Raw genomic sequence first — 25,681 nt, forward strand, 5'->3', positions numbered from 1 at the left:
GGACAGGATCATGAATGTGAAGGAAGGGTTTGTCGAAGCCGAAGGCCATCGTCTGGCCTTCCTGGCCGTCAACGCACATCTGGATGACGGCACGGGGCCAGCCATCGTGTTCATTCATGGCGTACTGGCATCGGTCAACTTCTGGCGGGATTGCGTCCCGCCCGACTTCCGGGAAAACCGGGCCTGGTATGCGCTGAGCCTGCCGGCGCATCATCCCTCCGGGGTCCCCGGGGACTTTGCGCCCGGACAGGTGGATGCGCAGTGGTTTTTTCGGGTGATGAACGGCGCATTGCAGGGCTTGCTGGGCCAGCGGAAGGCCATCATCGTGGGGCACTCCACGGGGGGGTTCTGCGGACTGAATCTGGCGGCACACCAGGCGCCGAACGTGGCGGGAGTGGTCAGTATCGGTGGCTTTTACCGTGGCCGATGGGGAGGGGTGGAAGGCTTGCTGCTGAGGATGGCCGGCTGGGGCCCCTGGGCCAGGGTTCTGTTTGTGTCCAGTATTGGCGTGGCCAGGAAGAGCCGTTGGGTTCGGCGTGTCTTTGCCAGTCTGCTGGCAGCGGACCGGAAGGCCTGGCTCGCCAGCCCGCTGAGCGAACGGATGCTGAACAATCTGGAGGCGGATTCGACCCGGCAGGATGCTCAGGCGCTGTACACGTTGTTCCGGGGGATCGGGGGCATCGACATCGCGGACACCCTGCGCCGGATCCGTGTGCCCTGCCATATCCTGGCCGGCACCGATGATCCGGTCATCACCGCGGCCCAGTCTCTGGTACTGGCTGCGGAAATACCGACGGCCAGGCTGACGGTGTTCAGAAACGTGGGGCACATGCCCTTCATGGAGTGTACGGCAACCTTTTTTGATGTTCTGGAAGGCGTATTGGCGGAACTGGAGAGGACAGACCCATGATTTATCCGGAGTACAAGGCGGATCTTCAGCATATTCACGAGTCGGAAGTCTATGGCCTTGCGGTGTTCGAGGCGGCGGCCCGGGTGTCCCGGAACCCGGAGCGCCGGGAAAAGTGGCAGGTGCTCCGGGCGCTGGAAGAACAGACCCTGCGCCGCTATCTGGAATACATGGCGCGGACCGGACAACCGGTTCGGGAACCCCGGATCTGGGCTCTGAAAGGCCGGGTCGAAGGCGTTGCCCTGGGTCTGATGCCCTGGCGCCTGGCCATGAGGATGGTGAGGAATGCCACCCAACCGTTCCAGAAAAGATTCCTCAGGCTGAAATCGCACGCAAGTGGCCCTGACAGGGAATTTTTCGATTACGTCTATGTCCATGAAAAGGCGCTGGAAGCCTTTGCCTCCGCGGAACTGGCGGGCCGTGAGGACAGTCTGAAGGCTGTCAGGGCGCTGCTTGAATAAGGTGATGCGCTTGATCTGCGTCACGGCCATCCCCACCTTGCAGGAGGATACTGGAAGTGTGTCGCTTGACTCGCTAGAGTAATTGCTCTAAGTTTTGCGGTCGGAGCCGTTGCTCTGTTTCAGGAGATTGAACATGATCAAAAAACAACAACTCGCGCTTCAGTATTCGGCCAAGCGGGCCTACGTGGCGACGATGATGGAGGTCGTGGGCAGGGCGCTGGCTGCCCTGACTGCCGAGGACGAGCAAACGCGTGAAACACTGGCCGTGCTGCCGGAAGGCTTCCGCTTCGCCATGAAGGTGATGCCGGATGGGCCGGGACTGATGTTGCGCAAGAATGCAAAGGGCGTCTTTGTCTATGAGGGCGCGCCCCGGCCCGGTCAGCGTGCCGATCTGACCATTCTGATCAAGCATATCGAGCATGCCTTCCGCATGCTGACCTTTCAGGAAAGCACGGCCCAGGCCTTTGCCAACGACAGAATGCTGGTGGATGGTGAAATCGGTTATGCCGTGCGCATGGTGCGTGCGCTGAACCGGCTTGAAACCATCATTCTGCCCAGGCTCATCGCCGAGCGGGCGGTGAAGGAAGTGGAAGATCTGCCGCTGCCTGAAAAGCTGCAGTCTGCAGCACGAGTCTACAGCGGTGTGGTGAAGGATTGGATTCAGACAGGCATCAAAGAACTGAGCAGACAGGTGAGGGTGGCATGAGCAAGGGATTCTACGAGTTTTTCTGTCCGGTCAAGGTCGTGGCCGGTGAAGCGGCACTGGAACACATTCCCTATGAACTGACCAATCTGGGGGCCTCAAGGCCGCTGCTGGTGACGGACAAGGGCGTACGTGGCGCCGGGCTGGTCGATCATGTGGTGGCTGCCTGTGAAGCCGGCGGTATCAAGGTGGACATCGTGTTTGAGGACGTTCCGCCCGATTCGGCCGTGGAAGTGGTACGGGAGATCGCGCAGCTCTATAACCGCGAGGGTTGTGATGCCCTGATTGGGGTGGGCGGGGGTTCCGTGATCGACACTTGCAAGGGCGTGAACATTCTGGTCTCCGAAGGTGGGCTGGATCTGTCCCGTTACGCGGGGGCCGGTGTGCTGAAGCGGCCCCTCAAGCCGTTTGTGGTGGTGCCGACAACGGCCGGCACGGGATCCGAGGTCACATCGGTGGCCGTGATTGCAGACCGGGTCAAGGGCGTCAAGCTGCCGTTCAGTTCGGGCTATCTGCTGCCCAATGCGGCGATACTGGATCCCCGCATGACCCTGACGCTGCCGCCTCACATCACCGCGGCAACCGCCATGGATGCCATGACCCATGCGGTGGAGGCATACACCTGTCTGGCGCGCAATCCGCTGTCCAGCGCCTACGCTTCGGCTGCGGTGAAGAAAATCAGCGAGAACCTGCCCAGGGTGCTGGAAAACGGGGCCGACGTTCAGGCGCGGCTGGAGCTGGCCCAGGCGTCCACCATGGCCGGTATCGCGTTCTCCAACTCCATGGTGGGGCTGGTTCATGCACTGGGACATGCCCTGGGTGCCGTGTGTCACATCCCGCACGGGGTATGCATGAACCTGTTCCTGCCCTATGTGCTGGAGTTCAACCTGGCCAAGGGGACGATCCGCGAGCCGCTGGGCGAGCTGCTGTTGCCGCTGGCCGGCGCCGAAGTCTATGCCCGGACACCTGCCGACCAGCGGGCGGACAAGGCTCTGGAAGTGATCCGCGAAATGCGCGATACGCTCTGGAAGGCGTGCAAGCTGCCACGTACCCTGCGTGAAACCGGCAAGGTGGAGCGTGAGCAGCTGAACCGGATTGCCGAGGTGGCGCTGGATGACGGTTCCATCATGTTCAACCCGGCGGAAGCCTCGCTGAATGAAGTGAAGGCGCTTCTGGACAAAGCCTGGTAAGTGGCCTGTCAGGCGTGCGTGGCCTGCTGCCTGCGCCGCGCCCGCCTGACTTCCGCCATCAGCGCCCCCCAGGTGTCCAGTCCTTCCCGGCGCGCCCGCGCCAGACACATCTGCAGAAGCTGAGCCGTGGCCATGGCATCCTCCAGGGCATTGTGACGCTGTTCCACCGGCACGTTCAGTGCCTGAATCCAGTCATCCAGCCCCATGCGTCGTGACTGGGCATGTTCGGGGAACAGGGCCGGGAGCCACTCTGCAAGATCCCAGGCGCTCAGCCTGCAGCGCTGTCCAAGATGTGCGTGGATGGCCTTTTCCAGCATTTTCTGGTCAAAGGCCGCGTGAAACGCAACCAGTGGTGCCCGCCGAAGAAAGGTCAGGAAGTCTTCCATCACCTGTTCCGGTGGTTCGCCATCAGAAATATCCGTGGGTGTGATCCCGTGGATCAGCACATTTTCCTTGTGAAGGCGGGCGTCCACCTTCAGCGTCCGGTTGAAGGATTCCGAGAGCTTCAGACGGCCTTTCTCCACCGCTACGGCACCGATGGACAGGATCTGATCCCGGCGCAGGTTCAGGCCGGTGGTTTCCACGTCCACAACCACCAGTCTCAGGGCATCCAGGGACTCACCCTCATCCGGCACATGGTTGTAACCTGCACCGGCACCACACAGTGCCAGAAGCCGGTTGAACCATGCTGGTGTACTCATAGCTGATACCTCCTCTCCAGTTTGGCCTGCAGCCGCTGCGCCTGACGACAGGCTTCCTTGAGAATCCTCTGGTCCAGGGGATTGAGCAGATCCGGCTGGATGAAGTTGTTGACCGGCTCGCCACGCTCCTGGCACTGGAGCTGATGCCTCAGGCGGAGCATCTGGATGATGGACCAGGCCTCTTCGAAGGCATCCGCGTCGGGCTGATCCAGTTTGCCGGCCTGCGCCAGCTTGCGAAAGCGATGCAGGGTGCTGACGGCGTCTATGTTGTGGCTCAGTGCGAGGACACGTGCGCCATCGGTGAAGGGCGTCAGGCACTGAACCTTGAGGTCGATGCCCGGCGGGGCATCCTTGCGCTTTTGCAGTGCGAAGGTGCGGAAAACGGTCAGAGGCGGTCGGGTGTTCAGGCTGTTGGCTGCAAGCAGTTTCTGAAAGATGCTGTGCTGGGCAATGTGCTTGCGCACCGATGCGAACATCCGGTTGGCCGCGTCCTCTTCACCCCAGATGGGGCGAAAGTCCAGAAAGATGCTGGAGTTGAGCAGGTTCTGTGGCGTGGCATGGTCCACAAAACGGCGGAACCAGTCCTCCCACTGACGCCGGCTTCGGCAGAGATCGGGATTGCTGGCCATGATGTTGCCCTTGCACAGGGTAAAACCGCAACGGGCGAGGGCCTCATTGATGTGTCGTGCCAGCGGCATCAGGGCCTCCCGTTTCGCTCTGGCTTCCTCCTCTGTCTCCGCCTCGAACAGGATGCCGTTGTCCTGATCCGTGAACAGTGTCTGTTCGCGACGAGCCTCGCTGCCAAAGGACAGCCAGGTGAAGCTGAATCCCGGATCGCCGTGCTGGCGGATCATCAGCCGGATAGTCTGGCGAACCGTGTAGTCGTTCAGCAGCGTGATGATATGAAGGATCTGTTCGGCACTGGCCCCATGCGCAATCATGGTGGTACAGAGCCGGCTGACATCCTGACGCAGGGTGATCAGGGTGTTCATGTCCGGGGCGTTGGCAATGGTTCGGGCCAGATGAACCAGATCCACCCGCTGCAGGGAGAACAGATCCCGTTCGGAGACAATACCGGCCAGCCGGCCGTCATCATCGACCACCACGATGTGGGCAAAGTGATGCTTGGCCATGCGCAGTGCAGCCTCGAAGGCCGTGTGCTCGGGTCGCAAGGTGACGGGATCGGGGGTCATGGTCTCGGCAATGGGCAAGGACAGTCGCCGGGGGTCGTCGGCCACCAGGCGCCTGAGATCATGCAGGGTGAAGATGCCCACCGGGTGCTGATCCGCATCCGTCACGATCATGGATCCCACGCCGGCATCATGCATGTGCCGGACCGCCTCACGGGTCTCCGTATCCGGCAGGCAGTGGACGGGGGTACGGCCAATGAGGGTGGCCAGTTCCACATCCATGGAGATCTGCCCGCCCATGCTGGACTGGGCCTGCGACTGAATCTGCTGGTTGACCTGATCCAGCAGGCTGCTGACACCGCGCAGGCAAAAATCCCTGAAGGACGCACTCTGGGCAAACACTTTGGCAAAATGCGGGTAATCCACGACCAGGCAGAAGCAGTCACTGGCAGCCCGGTGGAGCGTGCGGGTGGGGCGTTCGCCGATCAGTGCCGCCACCGGAAAACATTCTCCGGGGCCGATTTCGAAACAGGTTCTGGGGCCGTCCCCGGCATCCCGCTCGCCACGAACGAGACCCTGCTTGACGATGTACAGTTGGCGTGCCACCCCGTTTTCGGGACCGATGATGGCCTCGCCTTCGCAGAAGAAATCCAGCGTCGCTTTCTCGACCAAAAGGGCGAGAGACGCATCGTCCATTTGCTTGAAGGGGGCGTACTGACGCAGAAACGTCATCAGCGAACGCACATTTTCAGTAGTGGTTGCGGGCATTGTTATTGTCATCTCCCATGGTGAATCAGGCGTGCGCCTGTTCCGGGTTCAGCATGCACAAATGCCACGCCCTGGCCAATAGGGCTTTGGTCTAAGCAATTCCGGGGCTTGCGCGGATAAGACCAAGGTCGCACTGACATTTGTCGTCAGTCTGCTAGAGTAAATCCCGTTCCGGCCGGATCGTTCGACAGCCAGCCGGAACCCCTGTTCCGAAGTGGCTTGCAACATGCGACGTCCTCTTCTCTCTGCCTTGGAATCATGTTGCAGGCTTTTTGGAACGGGGCCAGGCAGCGACCGGAGCTCTGCGGCGACAACCCGCAGCCTCCAGGTGCCGGAAACGGCACGGACCGGCAGGATGCCGGTCAGCCTTTGATGGTGTGTTGAACGCTGAGTGATGAGGACTTTCACCGAGTCCCTTGATGCCCGGGTCTTTTGATCCGGGTTTTTTTGACTCATGAATCCACGAACTTCAGGGCAATGCCTTCATCTTCGATACGGATGACCTCGCTTTCCACAGGCTCTCCGGCGCCCATGGGCAGCCCGATGACACGGATCCGGATGCGCATGTGCAACGTGGGTGAGATGGACTCGTTCAGGATGACAAAGGCTCCGCCTTCGGAAATGTCCCGTGTTCGCGATACCAGCACGCCCAGCTCCGGGTGGCTCAGTTCCACCTTGAAGGTTGCCTTGATCCGCGGAGAGCGCCGGGATTCCTGATCTTTCGATAACGTCATGATTACATCTGTCCGATATCACTCTGTTGAGGCTAGCACTTCACGGGCGCGATTGCGTAGTGATTCGTAGGAAAATCGTTACCACATGGTGAACCGGGTCATGTATTGAAACCGGATTCATATTACAATCTGCGACCGATGCCTGCCGAGGCAGGCCGGATGAACGGAGTGACGAGGTGATCATGACGGTGCGTCGGACATGGATATGGGGCGGCTTGTTCTGTGCCGGGTTTGCTTGGGCAGCCGAGGGCAAGGGACCTGAAAGCGTGAAGCTGGTTTTTGCACCGCAAGCCGGTACGGCCTGCACGATCCGGCAGACAGACGAGCGCATGAGTTACGTGGGTGGCAATGAGGCGCCCGTTTCCTCGGAACGCATGGAGCGTGATCTCACCTGCCATCTCGATCAGGACGGCGACGGATGGCGCATGCAGCTCAAAGCGGGTGAATACAGTCTCATCCGTAATGGTGAGGAAGATGACAATCCGCTGATGGAAGCCATGAAGGCTGCGCCTCTGGTGTTCCGCATTGATGCCTCGGGCCATGTGCGGGCGGTCGAGGGCTATGAAGTCATTGCCGATCAGCTCGCCAGGAGCGGTGTCAGCCTTGAGGGCATCTTCTCCCGCGAAGCCTTTCCGCGCCGGCTGATGAGCGAATGGGAAACCCGGCTGGGTCAGTTCATGGGGCAAACCCTGCCGATGGGGGCCACCGCCGTCCAGAATGTGCCGGGGACCACCGGGTACAGTACCCGTGTGGCCTACGAGTGGGTCAGCGAATGCGGCCGGGCGGGCTGTGTGCGGGTGACCCAGACTTTCAGTGCGGATCTGGGAAGCGTGGTGGATGCCATGAAGCCGGCATTGCAGGCGCTTGTGCAGGACGCCAGCCGTGGCCAGATTGACAGCATGTCCGGGCGTGATGCCGTCATGCAGGGGACCGCGGAGCGTCTGATCGATGCCCGGACAGGATTATTGATGGAAGAGCGCATCGAACGTGAAACCCGGCTGGTGGTGGAAGCGGAAGGCAAGGCACCCACCCCGGTACGGATGGTCGAGATCCAGTCACGGGATTACGATTACACCTATCCTCCCGTTATGCCCGGGGCCACGGCAGGTCATGGCGCCAGCACGGTCCCGGCCGATTCTGCCATGGCAGAATGATGGCTCACTGAAACTGGCATTTTTTCTGGTTTGGTCTATGCTGGGAACAGGACGAAAACCCGGTACGGATCCGTTATGGCCACGTCACTTGAAGAAAAGCTTGCCGCACTGAGTCGGGATTATCTGCGCAATCTGAGCGGACGACTCGATGATCTAAACGAGCACTGGCAGTGCCTGACTCAGGCACGACGTCAGGATGCCTTGCGGGACGCCATGATTGTGGCCCACTCCATTGCCGGCAGTGCACAGACATTCGGCTTTCCCGACGTCTCGGTGGCTGCCCGGGAACTGGAACTGGCATTCCGGGCCATTGAGGAGCAGGGGCTGATTCTGCCCCTGCCTTCCCATCAGGCGGGACAGCTCGAAGCGCTGATCTCCAGATTGGAAGTCACGATCCGTACGGCTCAGAACCCGGAGTCCGCAGGCCGCTGACGGTGTGCCGGTGCCGGGAGATGTTCCATGAAGAAGTACCCAGCAAGGATCCATCATGACAGATGCCTCCCCGGCGTTTGAAAAACTCAAAGTCGATTTCATGAGCCGGTTGCCCCGGCGGCTGGAGCGCATTGATGCGCTCTGGAAAAAACTCATTTACCTGCGCTGGGATGGAGCCCGCCTGGATGTCCTGATCAATGAGGTGCACAAGCTTTCCGGGACTGCCGGCACCTACGGCCTGGTCGGGCTTGGCCTGCGGGCCCGCGCACTGGAAGCCGTACTGGAAAGCGTCAGAGGCACACCGGGGGCACCGACCACGGAGCAGCGGGATCTCATCAGCCGGTTTGTCGCCGAGCTCAGGCACTGGGAAGAGACCCTGGGGCCGGAGGATGATCCGGTGGCCAGCCTGATTCAGGTGCGCGGCAAGGCACCTCATGTTGCATTGATCGAGGATGACGAGCAGCTGGCTCAGATTCTCTGCCTGTGGCTGGAGGATATGGGCATCCGGCCCCACCTTTATGCCAACCCGGAAGCGTTCGATGCGGATGACAGTGTTTATCGCTTCCAGGCCATTCTGCTGGATCTCGCGTTTCCGGATGCGCAGGATGGCGGGCTGAAGTGGCTGGAGACCCGGGGCAGACGCTGGACTGCGAGGTCTCCGGTGATTGTCATGACTTCGCGTACGGATATTGTGTCACGCATCCGTGCCCTGCGATTGGGCGCAACTGGCTACCTCATCAAGCCGGTCAGTCGTGATGCGCTGGAAATGCGTCTGGGGGCTGCGCTCAAGCTCGGCCACCGTGCCCGGGACCGCGTGCTGGTGATTGACGATGATCAGGATATCCTCAGGTATTACAAGCGCCTGCTTGAAGAGTCCGGATTCGAGGTGCACTGTCTGGCCCAGCCACTGGAAACGCTGGAAGTCCTGGAAGCCTGCCAGCCGGACGTCATTCTGATGGACTACCACATGCCGGGCTGCACGGGGCTGGAACTGGCACAACTGCTCAAGCAGGACGAGCGTTATTTCCAGATTCCCATCCTGTTTGTGTCGGGGTCACCGGAAGCACTGGATCAGCGCGAACTGCTTTCGATCGTCGGGAATGATTTTCTCTGCAAGCCGGTGGAGGACGTGGTGCTGATCATGCACCTGCGGCGTCTCGTGGCCCAGGCGCGCCGGCGACTGCAGACCATTGGTTCGGTCAGTCGGCGGCCGCAGCCGAGGGGCCTGATGAACCGGGCGCTGTTTTATCAGGAACTGGAGCAGCACGTTGCCCAGGTCAGGTCGGGCAAGTTGCCCAAGGACGTGGTCGCACTGGTGCTCATCCAGGTGCGTGATGCCGGCGTGTTGCGTGAACAACTGGGTCTGCGGGGCACGGCCGAGCTGGGCATGAAGCTGGAGCGCCTGGTTGCGGAGTGGCGGGATGTCAACGGCATGGGCACCGCAGCCGGCGATACGGCCTGCCTTTGTCTCTTTTCCGTCTCGGATCCGGCGGTGCTCAAGCGTACGCTCAATGATGCCCTGGAAAAGCTCGAGGGACAGCTTTCCGAAAGTACGGGCGCCCAGATATCCCTCGTTGCGGGTGCGGTGTTGCTCGGGGGCAGCATCTGAATGCCGAGTCTGCCGTGGAGGATGTGGAATCTGCCGTGGATGAAGCGCTTTCCGTGGGTGACGCCCGGGTGATGGTCCGGCGGGCTGAAGGCACCGCCTCCGTGGAGACGGAAGCCGGTGAGGATGACATGCAGCAGGCGCTTCTGGCACAACGATACAGGCTGGAGTTTCAGCCGGTTGTGGCCGTGGATGCCGGCGAAGTGCTTCACGAGGCGCTGGTCAGGCTGGAATCCCGTCAGGGGGAACTGTACACGCCGGGACAGTTTCTTGAACGGGCGCGACAACTGGGACTTCAGGATGTACTGGATCGCTGGGTGATCGAGCATGCCATTCGGCAGGTCTGGGCGCGTGCAGAAGACGATGTGGATATTCACCTGATTGTCAAACTGATGCCCCAGGAGCGTCACATCCGCCAGATGGTGGATTATCTGGTGGAAGCCCGGGAAGCCAAAACCTGGCAAAAGCCGGTACGGCTCTATGTCTCTCTTCCGGAGCCCTGGATCGCTACTCACATGGATCGCATGCAGGCGTTGCTGGAAAGCCTCAGTGCCAGCAATATCGGTTGCGTGATGGAGCAGGCGGGCAGCACATCCCAGACGGAACGCATTGTGGATCGTCTGCCGGTGGATTTCATCAAGCTGTCCCACGAGATGACCCAGAAGGCCTTATCTGACCCGAAAGAACAGGCGCGTGTCAGGCGCCTGCTCGAAAAAATGGCGGGCCGTGGTGGCGTAATCGCATCCGGTGTGGAAGATGCCCGCGCGTTCTCGGCGTTGTGGGGGCTGGGTGTCCGGCTGTTCCAGGGCTACTTCATTGAAGCACCCGGGGAAGGTCTGGACCGGGACACCAGTGTCCATGTTGACATGGATTCATCAATGTGACAGCGTGTTACGTTCCGGGAAAATGGAGCGTAACCCATGAAAGCACTTCGTATCTCACGGGTCGGTGACCCTGACGTTCTGCAACTGGACAGCTTGCCGGAACCCGAACCGGGGGCGGGGCAGGTCAGGGTACGGGTGGCATACGCCGGGATCAATTTTGCCGACATCATGGCCAGAAAGGGCATGTATCCCGATGCGCCGCCTCTGCCGGCCTGCATGGGATACGAATTCAGCGGGCACGTGGATGCCGTCGGGGAAGGGGTGGAGGCGTTCCGGCCGGGACAACCCGTGTTCGGGCTGTCACGCTTCAATGCCCAGGCCGAAAAGGTTGTGGTCAATGCCAATCAGCTCTTTCATGTGCCCGATGGTCTGGCACTCCCTGAAGCTGCCGCCATACCGGTGAACTACCTTACCGCTTGGGTGTTGCTGAGGGTGATGGGAAGCCTGGCACCGGAAGATACGGTGCTCATTCATAACGCCGGTGGTGGTGTCGGACTGGCGGTCATTGATATTGCCCGACAGGTGGGTGCCCGCATGATCGGTACTGCCAGCGGCCGCAAGCACGAATTCCTTCGGGAGCGGGGCTGTCACGAGCTGGTCGACTACACCCGGGATGACTGGTTCGACCGGGTCATGGCGCTGACGGACCATCGTGGTGTGGAACTGGTTCTGGACCCCATCGGCGGCGCACACCTGAAAAAGAGTTACCGGGCCCTTCGGGCGACCGGTCGCCTCGGCATGTTCGGTATCTCGACTGCATCGGAAGGCGGAGCTGGCCGCTGGCTGGGCATGGCACGCATGGCCATCGGCATGCCATTCTTTCACCCGGTGGGCCTGATGAACGGCAACCGCGCTGTATTTGGTGTCAACATGGGACATCTGTGGCACGAGCCGGAGAAGGTGCGACGCTGGATGGCGGATCTGCTGACGGGCGTGAAGGAGGGCTGGGTTCGGCCGCATGTGGACAAGGTCTTCACTGCCGAAGAAGGAGCCGAGGCGCATCGATATATCGAGTCGCGGATGAACCGTGGCAAGGTTCTCCTGGATTTCAGCTGATGATTTGATGCAGGTCAGTCCTCTGCACGCAGCATCCTGTTACGCTGGTCACCACACCACACCACACCACACCACACCACACCACACCACATCACATGGGATCACTGATCATGCGTTATGCAACCCCGGTTCCACAGAAGCGGGATCTCGTTCTGGCTGGCGGTGGCTATGGTCATCTGGAGGTCATCCGGCAGCTGGGCCTGTATCCGCTGGCAGACGTGCGGGTCACCTGCATCAGCCTGGAGTCCGTTGTGCCCTTTGGCGGAAGACTCGCCCGGGCGATTCGCGACAACTTGCCGGAAGAGCAGTGGACACTGGATATTCGCAAGGCCTGTGCCTGGGCCGGCGTTCGCTTCGTCAACCGGCGGGTGGTCGGAGTGGATACGGAAGGGCGCCGGGTTCTGCTGGAAGACCACCCGCCCATTCGCTTTGATGTGCTGTCCCTGAATACCGGTGGCGTTCTGCATTGCCCCCCCGGACTCGAACCCGCCGACTGGATCTGGCCGGTCCGGCCTTTCCGGAAGCTGATTGCCCGGTTGCATGGTGACATGGAAAGGCTCTCCCGGGAGACCGGGAAAGCCGTGATCAGCGTGGTGGGCGGCGGTGCCGCGGCCTGCGAGCTCACGCTTGCAATACGGGATGCGCTGGATCGCTGCGGTCGGAACGGGATCCGGATGCGTGTGATCGCCCACGCCTTGCTGCCCGACTTTCATCCGAAGGCAGCCAGACTGATGGCAGACCATTTCCACTCCCGTGGTATCGAACTCATCTCCGGACACCGTGTTGTCAAGGGGGCGGATCACAGGCTGATGCTGGACAATGGTCAATGGCTGGATACGAATGCCGCCATTCTGGCAACGGGTGTCCGGGCACCGGAATGGGTGTCGCAAACCGGGCTGGCTTGCACGCAGGAAGGCTTCCTTAGCGTCAATACCCACCTGCAAACCAGTGATCCGGCCATTTTTGCCCTGGGGGATGTGGCTCAGACGCCTGTACCGGTCCCCCACAATCGCATCACGGCTGTCGAAGAAGGCCGCCTGCTTGCAGATAACCTGCATCGCCATCTGGCCATGCGGCCACTCAAGTCTTTCCATGAGCACGTCTCCGGGCGGGCCATCATCGATCTGGGACAAGGCCGGGCATTGATGATCGGGCGGAGGCTGGTGACAGAAGGCCGTGTTCCGGCCCTGATCAAGGCACAACGTGACGATCTGTATTTTGAACAACTGACACACCTGCCCGAGTTGCCGGAAGATGAAGACCGGAACCGGCCTCGTGTCATCGTGCCGGATGATCTGCCCCTCGAAAGTCTGGCCATGGATCCCCAGGGCGCAGCCTCGAAGATGGGCCGCTCTCAGGTCAATCGCGTCCTCAAGCGACTGGGTGTTGAAACCGTGGCAGGCATTGCTTCCGGTGTGGCGGAGGCAGACGATGCCGCTGTGGTCCGGGTGCCGGCGGGCAAGGATTGGGTGCAGGCCGTCAGCATGCTGCGCTGGGTCTTGTCAGACCCCTGGATGTTTGGTCGCATTGCCACCCTGCACGGCCTGGCCAGCATTTATGCCATGGGGGGCGAAGCGCATTCGGTCATGGCCACGGCGGTGGTACCCTTTGCTGCCGACCCGCTCATGGAAGAAGACCTGTTCCAGCTCATGTCCGGCTGTCTTCATGAACTGAATCGCCATCAGGCTGCCCTGATCGGCGGACACAGTGCGGAAGGCATGGAGATGATGTTCGGCATCACGGTCAACGGAACCGTCGCCGAAGGGTGCTGGCTTCCGAAACGACTGCAGCAAGCGGGGCTGGGGCTGGTTCTGGTCAAGGCCCTGGGAACCGGCTTTGTTCTCACGGCACACCGGCATGCCCGGGCACGTTCGGCCTGGGTGGAAGAAACCCTTGGCAGCATGCTTCAGCCGGTCAGGGAGGCCGTGGACATTGCTCGTCAGTTTGGCGTCCGCCACTGTACCGATGTCACGGGATACGGTTTGGGCGGCAATCTGGCGGAAATGGTGCGTGATACCGCGCTCGACATTCATCTCAGGCTCACGGCACTGCCGTTATTGGCGGGTGTGGATGAGGTACTGCAGCGGAACGTGAAGCCCCCTCTGTATCATCACAACCTTCATGCACGACACCTCATGGATGTGGATGAGGCGCTGACCCGTGAAACAGCCTGGCATGCGCTCTTTGACCCCCAAACCTCCGGTGGCTTGGTCTTTGCCGTGCCGCTGGCGTCCGCGACGGCCCTGGCGGCTGCCCTGTCCGCAGCGGGCTACCGTGCAGCGGTTGTGGGAGAGGTGGTGGAAGGCCGGGGCCGCATCCGGGTGACGGCCGGCTGACAATCCTTCTTTCCCCGCGGCGGATTCGGTACACTATCCGGTTCGGGGAGAGGAGTGGCAATCATGTCCGGTTCAGAAGATGATCACAATCCGTTTCTGCAAGAAATGGCGGACGTGCGGCCGTTGCCCGATGCCAACGTCGCGGATGTCAGAAAACCCCGCCAAGTCACGCCGGGTCAGATTGTGCGTCGTTCACTGGCGGCGACCGATTTCAGGCCGGTACGGAATTTTCTCACCACCGGTTACGTGGAGATGCTCCGCAGCGAGGACGTGCTCAGTTATCGCCGCCCCGGTGTCCAGCATGGCGTGTTCCGCAAGCTCCGGCTCGGCCAGTATGAAATGGAAGCACGTCTGGACCTGCACAAGGTGACGGTGGAAGAGGCGCGCAAGGCCGTGTTCGGATTCATCCGCGACTGTGTCCGTTACGAGTTGCGGACCGTCATGATCCTGCACGGCAAGGGGGACCGCAACCCGGACCGCATTGCGGTGATCAAGAGCCACGTGAACCACTGGCTGCAGGAATTCGAGGATGTCATGGCATTTCACAGTGCCCAACCCCGCCATGGGGGCACGGGTGCCGTCTATGTCATGCTCAGGAAAGGTGAAAAGGCGCGCCAGGCCAACCGGGAGCGCTTTGGTCAACGATAGACCCGCATTGGAGACGAATCTGTGCAACCGATTTTTCAACCCCTGACCTGGGAGGCAGGGCACTTGCGTCTGATTGATCAGCGTGCATTGCCCCGCGAGGAACGCTGGCTGACCAGTATCCACTGGCAGGATACGGCTGCCGCAATACGTGACATGGTCGTGCGGGGTGCGCCCGCAATCGGGATCGCCGCCGCCTGGGGGATTGTACAGGCGGCTCACGAGGCGGCCCCGGTCAACCGGGAAAGCCTCCGGCCAGCATTCGAAGGACTCGCCGCTTCCCGGCCCACGGCAGTCAATCTCTTCTGGGCGCTTGAGCGCATGGAGGCACGTCTGGCAGGCGTTGAGGGGCAGTCCGACGAGGCGATTCGCCAAGTGCTCGAAGCCGAAGCCAGAGCCATTCATGAGGAAGATCTGGCGGCCAACCTGCGCATGGGGGAATTGGGAGCAGACTGGGTCCGGCCGCTGGGGCGTGGCGCTGTGCTGACCCACTGCAATACCGGCTCCCTGGCCACCGGAGGTTATGGTACGGCCTTGGGCGTGATCCGCAGCGCCTGGCAGGCCGGGCTCGTGGAGTACGTGTTCGTGGACGAAACCCGGCCCTGGCTTCAGGGCGCGCGCCTGACCGCCTGGGAGCTGGTACGCGACGGCATTTCGGCGCGTCTGATTGCTGATGTGGCAGCGGCATCGGTCATGCGTGATCAGGGCGTCAAATGGGTGGTTGTGGGGGCGGACCGGATTACCGCCCGCGGCGATGTGGCCAACAAGATCGGCACCTACGGCCTGGCGGTACTGGCACGCTACCATGGTGTGAAGTTTCTGGTGGCGGCGCCGGTCAGCACGATTGACCCGAATCTGGAGCGCGGTGAGGATATTCCCATCGAGGAGCGGGACCCGGCTGAAGTCCGTCAGGTCGGAGGCGTGCAGCTCGCTCCCGACAATGTGGATGCCTTCAATCCGGTGTTTGACGTGACCCCGGCAGAGCTGGTGGATGCAATCATTACCGAAAAGGGTGTGGTCGAACGACCTGATCGCGAAAAGATCCGCACACTCCTGTCATCATCCTGAACCACGGGCTTTCAGGAAGGCCCCTTTCATGCGCACGGGACCGGCCCGGAAGTGCCTGCGGAACCGGTCCCGTGGTATCCCCGGCTTGACAGCGGTCAGCATCTTGACGAATCTGAGATAAGCGTCCCGTTTGGTTACATATTTTCCACACAGGGCGTGACAGGGATATGACAGAATATGGCCAGGAATGAGGCTCAACAATAAGAAAGGGAGGCCCGGAGTCCGTGCGGTAACGCAGCGACGGGGGCGGCATGAACGACATCACGCATGAAAAGCGCCAGTACCAGCGTTTTGCGACCGACAGGTCAGTGGAGCTTGTGCACGGCGAGCTGCAGTGCAGCGGGCGTCTGGTGAATGTGTGTGCCGGCGGCGCCCTGGTGGTGACGGATCCGGCCGGGGCGGATGCCCGGGCGCTGGCCGCCCGTGAAACCCTGCACATGAAAATTCGTCTGGCCCGGACCGGTATTCATGATGTGCCCTGCCGGGTCGTTCGCGGAGAGCCCGGATTGCTGGCTCTGCGCTTTGAAGCCCCGCAGCCCTTTCTGGTGGAAGCGTTGGCCGCCTCGTCCGTGCCGGCCGAAGCCGCATCCGGTAAGGCGACACTGGAAGAAACCGACGCGCTGAACGGTCTCTACAGTCTGTATCGGGCCCAGCTGAGGCCCCTGGTGGACCGGGCGCTCAACGAAATGCGTCAGGGCGTTGCCCAGTCCCGCATTCCCTTCAGCCTGAAGCGTTATGCGGATGCCCTGATTGCCCATCATGCCGATATTGCGGATCGTCTGGTGGCCCACGTCGCCGGACAATGGGAGAGCTGGCAGGGGCAGGGTGGCACAGGCCTGGCAGCACGCCTGTCCCTGCTGGAAGATGCCGATATCGAAGGCTGGCTGGCCGTCAATGTCTCCACCCGCAAGATTGAACAGCATGTGGCAGCCACCTACGAACAGCTCAAACGATTGCTCCGGCAGTTGGAAAAACGGCAGGCCGACTATGACCTGCATCCCCTCTCGCCCCGACAGCTGGCGGAAGGGCTGCGCAGTGCGTTGCTGGCCAGCGGGCTGAACCTGCACGAACTCGCCCAGGTCCTGCCGTTTCTGGCCGACCCCCTCGGATTCCATCTCAAGCAGTTGTACCGGCGTCTGATCCGTTATGCTCAGGAGCAACGCGCCACTCATGGGGAAAGCACCGGAACCGATACCGCCGATGAGCGTGCCGGTGACCATGGACCGAGTCTGCCCCTTGCCGAACAGCGCCGGATGCTGCACGAATTGTACAGTCTTTATGTGGCCATCTGCGGAGATCACCGCCTGGCACGTCAGCACCTGTATGCACTGACCGGCCTGTCTCCCGGAGCGAGAGAAACCGAGGACATGGCCTCGCGACTTGAAGACGGCCTCCTGCGTACCGCACGTGAGCAGGTCCTGAAGCCCCCCTACCGCGACGCCTTACGTGACTGGGTCGAGTCGATCCTGAACAGGGAAGGGATGCGTTCGGGCGCCCTGCTGCCGCCGGAGCTGGACGAGCGGATCGAACTCTACGGCCGCACGCTTGATGCCCTGGCTGCCCTGTCTGACGCCATACCTTGGTTGCGTGATGAACTGGCCGCTCGTGCCGCATGCTTCCTCGCTGACCTGATCCAGTCGGATGACATTTACAGCGTTCCGGATCATCCGTTACGACTGTGGCTCAACGCACTGGGGCGGCTGGCCAACCTGCCGGCCCCCCCGGCCACCCAGCAGGCACGTCTTCTGGAGAAAATTGCACTGCTCAATGGCCGCTGGCCCCATGACCGGCAGATTGTACTGGAGATGACGCGCCTGTTTGATGACCTGTCGCGGCGCCAGGCCCAGCATTTCAAGCGCATTCGTGAACGCAAGGCGCGCACCGAAGCGGCCCGGCAGCAGCGGCTGGCCAGTCAGATTGCCGTGGGTGAAGACCTGCGGACACTGCTGGTGGGCAACCCGGTGCCCGCAACAGTCATCGAACTGCTCTATGATCAGGGTCTGAGGCAGGCGTTGGTCGTGAGCTGGCTCAAGCATCACGGGGGTGAGCGCTACCGGGCCGGCATCGGCGGACTGAGACAGTTGCTCGAGGCCCTGAGGGCACGTGCCGAAGGGGCGGAAGATATTCCCGCAACCATCTGGTGGCCCGAATTCAGGCGCTTCATACAGGACAGTCTGCCACCGCCGGCGGACAGCCTCATGATCAACCGACTGAGCGCAGAGCTGGAAGGCCGGGCAGAGGTGGCACTGCGCAACCTGGATGCGGCGGCATTTGATGCCCTGGAAGCCTCTGCAACGGATGGCATGGCGCTGGCCGGGCTGGATGACACGCTGAGCGAACCGGATGATCCCTGGCAACGCAAGATCTACCAGCTCAACGTGGGGGACTGGGTCATTGACCGGCGTGATCCGCAGCAGCCCGCCTATATGCGGCTGGCCTGGCGCAGCGGGGACCGTTTGCACTTCACCGTCAGCGGCCTGACCAGCCTGACCGAACAGGAATTTGATCTCCACCAGCTTGCCGGATTGCTGGCCGAAGGGCGTATCGAGCTGGCCCTGCAGGACAAGCATCCGCTGATGGACAAGGTCATACAGCAGATCGTCCAGTCCTTCTATTCGGATATCGCCTCGCAGACCCAGCAGGATCCCCTGACCGGCGCGCTGACGCGCTATGAATTCGAACAGTTGCTGGAACGTTATCATCTGCAGGCCACGGCGGAGCGGGTTGCCCATCACCTCTTGCTGCTGGATGTGGATCATTTCCGCCTGCTGAACACCACGCTCGGACATCCCTGGGGAGACCGGGTGCTCCAGACCGTATCCCAGACCCTGCGGGAAATGCTGGGCAGTCGCGCGCTGGTGGGGCGCATGGGCGGGGACGAATTCGCCGTGCTGCTGCTGCGTTGCAATGCCGCGACAGCCGGTCCGCTGGCGGATGAAATCCACCGGCGCTTGTCGGCGCTCACCTTTGGCGATGACGGTCGCTTCAGGGTCACCTTCAGCATGGGGCTCGCGCAGGTGGATGGCCACGTGGAATCGGCGGAAATTGCCCTGCGTCACGCATCGCTGGCCTGCATGCAGGCCAAGGAGCGCGGAGGAGACAGCCTGCGCGTGTTCAAGCGGCGGCAGATCGAGTGGGAACAGCAGCGCGAGCGGCTGGGGTGGCTGCGCCGCCTGGATGATGGCATGGAAAGCTGGATCCAGCTCCGGGCCCAGCCGATACACGATCTCCACGATCCGGATGCGCTGCCGCATTTCGAAATTCTCATGGCCGTGCGCGACAAGACGGACCGCTACGTTAGCCCCGCAGGCCTGATCGAGGTGGCCGAGCGCTATCACCGCATGCCGGATGTGGATCGCTGGGTGTTCCGCCGGGTGATGGACTGGATGGAGCAGCACCCGGAGACGCTGGCGCACCTGCATGGGTTGTCCATCAATCTGTCCGGCAATACCATCAATGATCCGGCCGCACTGGATGACATCCTCAACGAGCTGACACGTCGTCGTGTGCCGCGTCGGCAGGTGACCTTTGAAATCACGGAAACGGCCGCCGTCAGTGATCTGACGACAGCTGTCCAGTTTATCCGCGAGGTGAGGCAACTGGGGTGCAGCGTTTCCCTGGATGACTTCGGTACCGGCATGTCCTCCTATGCCTATCTGCAGGAGTTGCCGGTGGATTATGTGAAGATTGACGGGATTTTTGTCCGCAATCTCAAGGATAATGTGAAAGATCAGGCGCTGGTGCGTTCCATTGCGGAAATGGCCCAGTTGCTGGGCATGAAGACGATCGCCGAATTTGTGGAAGATCCGGGCACCGAAGAGTTTCTGCGGCTGCTTGGGGTCAGGTACGGGCAGGGCTACCTGTATGGCCGCCCGGTAAGGCTTGAAGAGCTGGCGAACCGATGGGTGAGCCAGGAAATGACAGAGGAATGAAAGAACAATGAACGTGGCATGGGGACTGATACTGGGTGTGCTGTTGACGGGCATGGCCACTGCTGTGGAGCTGGCTCCGGAATATGAGGTGGACCGGCTCATGTTGTCGCTGGAAGAGCATCTTGAAGCAAAAGCCTGGACGGAGGCGGAAGCGGACATTCAGGCGCTCGAGGCGCTCAAGCCTGCCAAGCCTGCGGATTTTTATTTCCTGAAAGCCAGGGTGGAAAAGCAGGCTGGCCGCTACGAGCAGGCCAGGGAGGCCCTGATCCGCTACATTAACGAGGCCGGACGGGATGGCAAGCACTACCGGGATGCACTGCGCGAACTCAATGCACTGGATGCCATGCGTCAGCAAACGGCGGCATCCGCGTCCGGCGCGGCAGAGGGCAGCGCCGGTGCCCCGCCGGCATTGCCTGCACCGGAGCAGGCCGAGACCCAGGCCTGGCTGGCACGTATTCAGTCCCTCTATCTGAAATCGGCACCGATTCCGGCTCTTGTGGAGCACGCCAATGCCCTGCTGGCGGCCGCACCGGTGTTGCCGGGACGTCTTCGCCATCTGAACCGCAATGAAGGTGTGGTTTACAGCGTCAGTGTCTCGGAGCGCAAGGGTGAAATACTGATCCGCAAGAGTGACTATACCCGCAATCCGGCGCGCCACGATGTCGAATCCCTGTCGGTCTATGGCGTGAATCCGTACCTGAATGCAGGCTGTAGCGAAGTGAGCCGGACCTGCTGGATCTGGCATCCGGTGCATGCTGACCAGAAATGGGTTGAAATGGGACCGGGCGGGAATATCCGCGAGCTGCAGCGTACGTTAAGCGAACTGATCCGGCAGCTCCAGTCCTGAGCGCGAGGGGATGCAGGGCAGGATCAGGCGGAAGGTGCTGCCTTCGCCCTCCTTGGAGTCCACCTCAACCCGGCCACCGTGACGCTCCGCCACCACGGCCACAAAACGCAGTCCGAGCCCGGCACCGGCCACCCGCTGGGTTGTACTTTGCCGGGTACGCTGAAAACGCTGAAAAAGGCGCGCCTGATCCGCTTCCGGTATGCCCGGGCCCTGGTCACACACCTCGATGACCACGTGATCCGGGCGGCGCAAGGTGCGGATTTCCACTTCCCCCTGATCCGGTGAAAACTTGACGGCGTTACTGATCAGGTTCACAAGTGCACGTTCCAGCAGATCGGCGCTGCATTCCAGCCACAAGGGTTCATCGTCTGCAATGAGGCGCAGTTCTATTCCGCGCTGCCGGGCCTGCGGACTGAGGGCATCCACGGCATTGTCAAGAATGTCACCCAGCTCGCACGGGAATCTGGCCAGCTCGTCCGCGGCTTCCACCCGGGCAAGCTGAAGGAATTCATCGGCAAGACCGAGGCTGCGTCGGGTCAGCTGCTGCAGATGTTCCAGCTGTGGGCGCTGAGAGGCGTCCACGAGGGAGGCGATGGATTCCAGCAGTGCCAGTTGGGAAGCCAGCGGCGCCCGCAGGTCATGGGAAATGAAGTGAATGGTTTCCAGTCGCGCCTGCTGGGCTGCGTGAATGTGGGTGATGTCCGAAAAGTTGATGACCGCTCCGTCCAGATCCAGCGCTGACAGCCGCATGGGCGACATCTGAATCAGCACGGCGCGGTCCCCCAGGATCACTTCCCGCTCTACCGCTTCGCCCAGGATCAGCGTGCGTTGCAGAAGTGCAGCCCAGGCATGTGGCGTCATGCCCGAGCCTTCCGGCAGCGCATGGGCAACGGATGCGCCTGGTGCCACGTCGTCTCTGAGCCATCGGGCACTCTTGGTGTTCATGTACAAAACGCGCCCCAGCGCATCGGTAACGAGAATGCCGTCGGGCATGCCGGCAATCATGTCGCCGATGAACTGCCGCATCTGCTGCATGGCCGTAATGGCATTCCGTACCGCCGTGATCCGGTCTTCGAGCACCTCTCCGGTATGGGGGCTCGCCGGGCCCTGTACGGGGGACAGCACGCGTTCCAGATGGCGAAGCCGGGCAGGCAGGCTGGCCTCATCGTCTTCCGAGAAGGTCAGTTCGAGCAGATGGTCGGGCTGATCGGGCAGACGGACCCGGATATGGCGTGCGTCAGTGCGGCTGGCGTTGGGGGCCGAGGGATCGGCCGGCAACAGACGCCAGTGTCGGGGAGCCAGCAGTTCAATGACGGCCTGTGCCCAGCTGCCCGGGGCATCCGGCTGACGCAGGTGGGTGAATACCGGCTGATGGCTCAGGCGCCTGATTTCCTGTCCGAGGTAGTCATTCAGGCGCATCAGGCGCCGCCAGCTCCAGAGCGGATAAGCCAGGAGCAGGGTGACCAGCGTATTGGCCGGCGGAAACCAGAAGTGTGCACTGTTGATCAGTCCCACCGAGGTGGCCAGCACCCCGCAGATCAGCAGGATTGTCAGAGGAAGATTCCATGCCGGAGGCGTGCGGGGAAAAAGCAGCACCGTCAGCAGTATCCAGCACACCCCCAGTGCCAGTGTCCAGCCCGGCGACAGCGGGCGGACCAGGCGTTCATGCCGTATGGCTTCGTACACCGTGGCCTGTATCTCCACGCCGGGCATGGGTGAGCCCTCGCTGGACACCGGGGTTGGCAAAACGTCTCCGAGACCGGGGGCCGTGGCACCAATAAAAACGGTCTTGTCCCTGAAATAGCCCTCGGGCAGACGCTTGAACAGCACATCCGCCGCCGATACGGTCGGGATGCTTCCCGGTGGGCCGAGAAACGGTATCAGACGGTAATCCTCGGCCGACGCCATCAGGGTGGAGCCGGGCTCTTCCGGTCCAGGCCGTGCCGGTACCCGCAAGCCGCTCACCTGCGCGGCAGCCAGGGCCAGTGCCGGCCACCAGGGCTCGGGCACGCCCTGGTAGAGGGGCAGCCCCCGCGCAATGCCATCGGTATCCGTCTGGATGTGTGCATGCCCCAGCGCCGCAGCGTGGTCGGCAAACTGGCGGATGGGCAGCCACTCGCGCATGGGGGTTGCGCTGTCGGGCGGGGTAATGTGCAGGGGCAGCACCACATCCCGTTGCTCCGATATGGACTGAGCGAGTGCCGTATCCTCTTCAGGCGAGGAAGGCTCGCTGAAGAGTATGTCCAGTACGATCGTGCGTGCACCGGATTCACGCAGGGCGCGGATGAGCCGGGCATGGACCGACCGGGGCCAGGGCCAGCGCCCCACTTCCTCAAGGCTGGCATCGTCCACGGCGACAATGACACTGTCCGAAGCCGGCTGCACATGGATGGCCGGATGAATGACATCCCAGACCAGACCGTTGAGCCGCTGAGTGAGACCTGACCAATGAAGGGCCACAAGTATGGTCAGCAGCAGTCCCAGCAGGACGTATCGCTCTGAAACGGGCAGTTGAGTGGTGGCACCCCGTGACCGCATGGTGGCCTCAGCTGGCTGTCGGTGGCACGCTCAGGACGACCGGGTCACTCACGGCAGGCTGTGTGAACGTGCTGCCTTCGGCCCTGACCCGCGCATAGAAGCGTTCATTGCGTGGCAGACGAATGCTGGCCCAGGGTTGTTTCAGGGTGTCAGCGCGCACGACATGGCGAAAGAGTTCATCCCTCGCCAGTTCCAGAACGTAATGGGTTGCCCCGTCAATGCGCCGCCAGAACAGTTTGACCGTATCATCAAAGTAATTGACGGCAATGATCCGTGGCTGTGGCAAGGCCCGGACAACCTCCAGGTCACGGACTTCGGAGAGGGCCACCTCATCTTCGCCGGCCAGTGTCACCACTCGCCAGTAATAGTGGCCGGCCGGCAGATCCGGCAATTCGGCTTCGTTGTCGAGGGAGAAAGGCGTGGTGGCGACGACTTCCCGGAAATCCGGATCCCGGGCCACTTCCACGGAAGCGAGCAACCCGCTTTCGGGCACCTGCCAGATGAACCGGGGCACACTATCCATCACCCGGCTGCTGGTCTGAGGGGCAACCAGATTGGCCGGCGCGGCCTTGCGCCGGACCTCGAAGACCAAACGCAGGGGCAGGCCTTCAATGTCGCGGGCATCCAGCGCCCGGATCTCGGCGATGTAGCGCCCGTTGGGCAAATCATCGATCCGGGCCTCGGTGACGCGCACCCGGGCGCTGAAGTGAAGGGTGCCCATGTCATCATCTGCCAGCACAATGACCCGGTAGGCGCGGGCACCGGAAACCGCCGCCCATTTGAGGGTGATGGGCAGGCTGTCAAAGACATCCGGTACCTGCCCGGCGGGGGCAGGCAGCAAGGTAAAGGTTGAAGCTTCGCCCTGAGCCACGGACATGCCGTGTCCTGCAGGGACCTGATGCCGTACGCCGCTGGCGGAAAGCTCCACCGTACCCTCTTCCACGGCAAGCCGGGTGGCGTTGCCAGTATAAGCAAGCCGGAAGTCGGTACCGCGTACCGCCGCAATGGCATTGGGGGTGCTGATTTCGTAGCGTCCGCCGGGGAAATGCAAGGGATTGACCTGATTGCGGGTGTGGCCCTTGTTCAGTCGCAGCCGGGTATCCACCATCCCGGTGTTGGCGTAGCGGGTCAGGGCATTGAAAATGACCACGCTGTTGGGGTCCAGTGTCAGCCTGGAGCCGTCCGCAAAGCGAATCTCCGCCCGGCCGGCCCCGACACGCACTTCATCACCCACACCGAGCGCCTGGCCAGGTGCGAGTTTCAGTAGCCGGGCCTGACCATTGGGCCGGATCCAGACCTCACCGGATACCTTGTCTGCATGAGCCGGCGCCGGTTGACGCTGGAGCCAGTCAAGGGGAATGTTCAGCTTCTGGCCCGCCTTCAGCGGCACATTCCGCTGCAGGTTGTTGTAGAGGGCGAGCTTGTGCCAGGGGACGGTGGGTGCGAGAAAGCGTTCCGCCACCTCCGGCAGTGTCTCGCCGGGGCGCGCCACGTATACCCAATCCCTCGGTTGAGCCAGCGACGGGATGGCCCACAGCAGCATCAGGCACAGCAGCCATGTGACCAGATGCCGGTTGTCAGGCCTCATGCACATCCTCCAGGCGATAGCCGTGCTGGTAAATGGTCTTGATCCGGAAGCCGTTCTCCGGCTTGATCCCGAGCTTGCGACGCAGGCGGCTCATGTGTGTATCCACGGTACGGGTGTTGATATTGCTGGTGACCCCCCAGATGCGCTCCAGCAGATACTTGCGAGACAATAACCGGCCCTTGTTCTCGAAGAGGAACAGGGTCAGATCGAAGTCCTTGTCCGTCAGTGTGAGCGATTCGCCATGGAGCAGAATCCGACGCTGTTTGCGGTAAATGGTGAATGGCCCGAAGGTCAGGACTTCCTCGCCTTCATCACCGGATTTGAGGCGACGCGTCAGCGCCCGGATCCGGGCCTTGAGCTCGGCTGCCCGGGGTGGCTTGACCATGTAATCATCCGCACCGGCATCCAGCGCCGTCACGATATCCGCCTCGCTTTCGCGCTGGGTGAGAAAAAGCACCGGGACCGGCCACTCCAGCCGGTGCCGGAGCTCCCTGAGCACACTGACACCATCCTCATCCGGCAGCTGCCAGTCCATGATGAGCAGATCATAGCTGTCATGCGTGACGGCACCCAGAAAACTGCCCCCCGTTTCAAAGCAGTCACAGCGGTGGCCATCCGCCTCCAGAATCTGCTGTACGTGGCCGGCCTGAACCGGGTCATCTTCCAGCAATGCAATGTTCATGAGTGGGTGCCTCAACCAGTCAGATGCTTTTTATCCTTCCGATATTCTGGCACAGCCTGTCAATCTTTACTAATTCAGCCTGTTACAAAACGTCACCTGACGTACCTGTGAGAGGCTTTACAGAAACCGGAGGAAAGGCGATTCCGATGCCTGGCTGTCTGGGTGTCGAAATATTTGACAATCTGTTGGGGCTGTACCGCTGAGGCGGTTTGCAGGTTGCGAATAAGCCGCTCGAAACCAAGGGGTTCGTGAGAAAGGGCCCGCGATTTGCCTTGAAGACCGTGAACCAGATGCCGGCGGGTTTGCATCCGGATAACGC

20 protein-coding genes are annotated in these 25,681 nt (G+C 61.7%); 14 read left to right on the forward strand and 6 right to left on the reverse strand.

From position 1 onward, the window contains the following. Positions 1-10 precede the first annotated feature (10 nt). The 4 genes from AAIA72_RS00620 to AAIA72_RS00635 all read left to right on the forward strand — a co-directional run bounded on the left by AAIA72_RS00620 (position 11) and on the right by AAIA72_RS00635 (position 3,261). A complete protein-coding gene (locus AAIA72_RS00620) occupies positions 11-910 on the forward strand; it encodes an alpha/beta fold hydrolase (RefSeq protein WP_369601528.1) in 900 nt (299 codons plus the stop codon). Then, entirely contained in the window at positions 907-1,368 is a 462-nt protein-coding gene (locus tag AAIA72_RS00625; protein WP_369601529.1) for a hypothetical protein, read from the forward strand. Before AAIA72_RS00620 ends, AAIA72_RS00625 begins: the two co-directional genes overlap by 4 nt. A gap of 133 nt (positions 1,369-1,501) precedes the next feature. Beyond that, on the forward strand, positions 1,502-2,074 hold the full coding sequence (locus AAIA72_RS00630; RefSeq protein ID WP_369601530.1) for a hypothetical protein: 573 nt from the start codon (positions 1,502-1,504) through the stop codon (positions 2,072-2,074). Beyond that, positions 2,071-3,261 carry an iron-containing alcohol dehydrogenase gene (locus AAIA72_RS00635; protein WP_369601531.1) on the forward strand — a complete coding sequence of 397 codons (1,191 nt, stop codon included), beginning with the start codon at positions 2,071-2,073 and terminating at the stop codon, positions 3,259-3,261. Before AAIA72_RS00630 ends, AAIA72_RS00635 begins: the two co-directional genes overlap by 4 nt. 8 nt (positions 3,262-3,269) lie before the next feature. On the opposite strand, the gene AAIA72_RS00640 is transcribed toward AAIA72_RS00635, so the two are convergent. From AAIA72_RS00640 to AAIA72_RS00650, 3 genes are all read right to left on the reverse strand, one after another. Then, a complete protein-coding gene (locus tag AAIA72_RS00640) occupies positions 3,270-3,962 on the reverse strand; it encodes a PolC-type DNA polymerase III (RefSeq protein ID WP_369601532.1) in 693 nt (230 codons plus the stop codon). Continuing rightward, positions 3,959-5,860 carry a DUF294 nucleotidyltransferase-like domain-containing protein gene (locus AAIA72_RS00645; protein WP_369601533.1) on the reverse strand — a complete coding sequence of 634 codons (1,902 nt, stop codon included), beginning with the start codon at positions 5,858-5,860 and terminating at the stop codon, positions 3,959-3,961. Before AAIA72_RS00645 ends, AAIA72_RS00640 begins: the two co-directional genes overlap by 4 nt. A gap of 452 nt (positions 5,861-6,312) precedes the next feature. Beyond that, the gene (locus AAIA72_RS00650; protein WP_369601534.1) at positions 6,313-6,594 is read right to left on the reverse strand and encodes a PilZ domain-containing protein; all 282 of its coding nucleotides are present in this window, start codon (positions 6,592-6,594) and stop codon (positions 6,313-6,315) included. A 182-nt stretch (positions 6,595-6,776) separates the two neighbouring features. Between AAIA72_RS00650 and AAIA72_RS00655 the strand changes: the two genes are divergently transcribed. From AAIA72_RS00655 to AAIA72_RS00700, 10 genes are all read left to right on the forward strand, one after another. Further along, positions 6,777-7,748 (forward strand): hypothetical protein, encoded by a 972-nt coding sequence (locus AAIA72_RS00655; protein WP_369601535.1) that lies wholly within the window; start codon positions 6,777-6,779, stop codon positions 7,746-7,748. 75 nt (positions 7,749-7,823) lie between these two features. Beyond that, positions 7,824-8,180: an Hpt domain-containing protein gene (locus AAIA72_RS00660; protein ID WP_369601536.1), complete on the forward strand. Its 357-nt coding sequence runs from the start codon at positions 7,824-7,826 to the stop codon at positions 8,178-8,180. Positions 8,181-8,235: 55 nt separating this feature from the next. Then, positions 8,236-9,789 carry a response regulator gene (locus AAIA72_RS00665; protein WP_369601537.1) on the forward strand — a complete coding sequence of 518 codons (1,554 nt, stop codon included), beginning with the start codon at positions 8,236-8,238 and terminating at the stop codon, positions 9,787-9,789. 14 nt (positions 9,790-9,803) lie between these two features. Then, positions 9,804-10,670: an EAL domain-containing protein gene (locus tag AAIA72_RS00670; RefSeq protein WP_369601538.1), complete on the forward strand. Its 867-nt coding sequence runs from the start codon at positions 9,804-9,806 to the stop codon at positions 10,668-10,670. Between the two features lie 36 nt (positions 10,671-10,706). Then, complete coding sequence (locus AAIA72_RS00675) at positions 10,707-11,726, forward strand: medium chain dehydrogenase/reductase family protein (RefSeq protein WP_369601539.1); 1,020 nt, start codon at positions 10,707-10,709, stop codon at positions 11,724-11,726. A 110-nt stretch (positions 11,727-11,836) separates the two neighbouring features. Then, on the forward strand, positions 11,837-14,062 hold the full coding sequence (gene selD, locus AAIA72_RS00680; RefSeq protein WP_369601540.1) for a selenide, water dikinase SelD: 2,226 nt from the start codon (positions 11,837-11,839) through the stop codon (positions 14,060-14,062). Positions 14,063-14,125: 63 nt separating this feature from the next. After that, positions 14,126-14,710 (forward strand): DNA endonuclease SmrA, encoded by a 585-nt coding sequence (smrA, locus tag AAIA72_RS00685; protein ID WP_369601541.1) that lies wholly within the window; start codon positions 14,126-14,128, stop codon positions 14,708-14,710. Between the two features lie 21 nt (positions 14,711-14,731). Continuing rightward, a complete protein-coding gene (gene mtnA / locus AAIA72_RS00690) occupies positions 14,732-15,775 on the forward strand; it encodes an S-methyl-5-thioribose-1-phosphate isomerase (RefSeq protein ID WP_369601542.1) in 1,044 nt (347 codons plus the stop codon). A 251-nt stretch (positions 15,776-16,026) separates the two neighbouring features. After that, a complete protein-coding gene (locus AAIA72_RS00695) occupies positions 16,027-19,707 on the forward strand; it encodes a DUF1631 family protein (protein WP_369601543.1) in 3,681 nt (1,226 codons plus the stop codon). Positions 19,708-19,714: 7 nt separating this feature from the next. Beyond that, entirely contained in the window at positions 19,715-20,554 is an 840-nt protein-coding gene (locus AAIA72_RS00700) for a hypothetical protein (RefSeq protein WP_369601544.1), read from the forward strand. Here AAIA72_RS00700 and AAIA72_RS00705 read toward each other — a convergent pair. Genes AAIA72_RS00705 through AAIA72_RS00715 form a run of 3 tightly spaced genes read right to left on the reverse strand, consistent with a single transcriptional unit; the run spans position 20,522 to position 25,362 of the window. Next, positions 20,522-23,092 (reverse strand): CHASE2 domain-containing protein, encoded by a 2,571-nt coding sequence (locus AAIA72_RS00705; protein WP_369601545.1) that lies wholly within the window; start codon positions 23,090-23,092, stop codon positions 20,522-20,524. The genes AAIA72_RS00700 and AAIA72_RS00705 overlap by 33 nt on opposite strands. 7 nt (positions 23,093-23,099) lie before the next feature. After that, a complete protein-coding gene (locus AAIA72_RS00710; protein WP_369601546.1) occupies positions 23,100-24,680 on the reverse strand; it encodes a FecR domain-containing protein in 1,581 nt (526 codons plus the stop codon). Then, a complete protein-coding gene (locus AAIA72_RS00715) occupies positions 24,670-25,362 on the reverse strand; it encodes a response regulator transcription factor (protein ID WP_369601547.1) in 693 nt (230 codons plus the stop codon). Before AAIA72_RS00715 ends, AAIA72_RS00710 begins: the two co-directional genes overlap by 11 nt. Positions 25,363-25,681: the final 319 nt, after the last annotated feature.

This window comes from Thermohahella caldifontis, assembly GCF_041153465.1.
Lineage (GTDB): Bacteria > Pseudomonadota > Gammaproteobacteria > Pseudomonadales > Oleiphilaceae > Thermohahella > Thermohahella caldifontis.

What these genes read in the sequence shown, in the direction of transcription:
- AAIA72_RS00695 (WP_369601543.1), top strand. Translation starts at nt 16,027, where the DNA reads ATGAACGACATCACGCATGAAAAGCGCCAGTACCAGCGTTTTGCGACC.
- AAIA72_RS00635 (WP_369601531.1), top strand. Translation starts at nt 2,071, where the DNA reads ATGAGCAAGGGATTCTACGAGTTTTTCTGTCCGGTCAAGGTCGTGGCC.
- AAIA72_RS00675 (WP_369601539.1), top strand. Translation starts at nt 10,707, where the DNA reads ATGAAAGCACTTCGTATCTCACGGGTCGGTGACCCTGACGTTCTGCAA.
- AAIA72_RS00650 (WP_369601534.1), bottom strand. Translation starts at nt 6,594, where the DNA reads ATGACGTTATCGAAAGATCAGGAATCCCGGCGCTCTCCGCGGATCAAG.
- AAIA72_RS00620 (WP_369601528.1), top strand. Translation starts at nt 11, where the DNA reads ATGAATGTGAAGGAAGGGTTTGTCGAAGCCGAAGGCCATCGTCTGGCC.
- AAIA72_RS00665 (WP_369601537.1), top strand. Translation starts at nt 8,236, where the DNA reads ATGACAGATGCCTCCCCGGCGTTTGAAAAACTCAAAGTCGATTTCATG.
- AAIA72_RS00640 (WP_369601532.1), bottom strand. Translation starts at nt 3,962, where the DNA reads ATGAGTACACCAGCATGGTTCAACCGGCTTCTGGCACTGTGTGGTGCC.
- AAIA72_RS00625 (WP_369601529.1), top strand. Translation starts at nt 907, where the DNA reads ATGATTTATCCGGAGTACAAGGCGGATCTTCAGCATATTCACGAGTCG.
- AAIA72_RS00715 (WP_369601547.1), bottom strand. Translation starts at nt 25,362, where the DNA reads ATGAACATTGCATTGCTGGAAGATGACCCGGTTCAGGCCGGCCACGTA.
- AAIA72_RS00660 (WP_369601536.1), top strand. Translation starts at nt 7,824, where the DNA reads ATGGCCACGTCACTTGAAGAAAAGCTTGCCGCACTGAGTCGGGATTAT.
- selD (WP_369601540.1), top strand. Translation starts at nt 11,837, where the DNA reads ATGCGTTATGCAACCCCGGTTCCACAGAAGCGGGATCTCGTTCTGGCT.
- AAIA72_RS00630 (WP_369601530.1), top strand. Translation starts at nt 1,502, where the DNA reads ATGATCAAAAAACAACAACTCGCGCTTCAGTATTCGGCCAAGCGGGCC.
- AAIA72_RS00655 (WP_369601535.1), top strand. Translation starts at nt 6,777, where the DNA reads ATGACGGTGCGTCGGACATGGATATGGGGCGGCTTGTTCTGTGCCGGG.
- smrA (WP_369601541.1), top strand. Translation starts at nt 14,126, where the DNA reads ATGTCCGGTTCAGAAGATGATCACAATCCGTTTCTGCAAGAAATGGCG.
- AAIA72_RS00710 (WP_369601546.1), bottom strand. Translation starts at nt 24,680, where the DNA reads ATGAGGCCTGACAACCGGCATCTGGTCACATGGCTGCTGTGCCTGATG.
- AAIA72_RS00700 (WP_369601544.1), top strand. Translation starts at nt 19,715, where the DNA reads ATGAACGTGGCATGGGGACTGATACTGGGTGTGCTGTTGACGGGCATG.
- AAIA72_RS00705 (WP_369601545.1), bottom strand. Translation starts at nt 23,092, where the DNA reads ATGCGGTCACGGGGTGCCACCACTCAACTGCCCGTTTCAGAGCGATAC.
- AAIA72_RS00645 (WP_369601533.1), bottom strand. Translation starts at nt 5,860, where the DNA reads ATGCCCGCAACCACTACTGAAAATGTGCGTTCGCTGATGACGTTTCTG.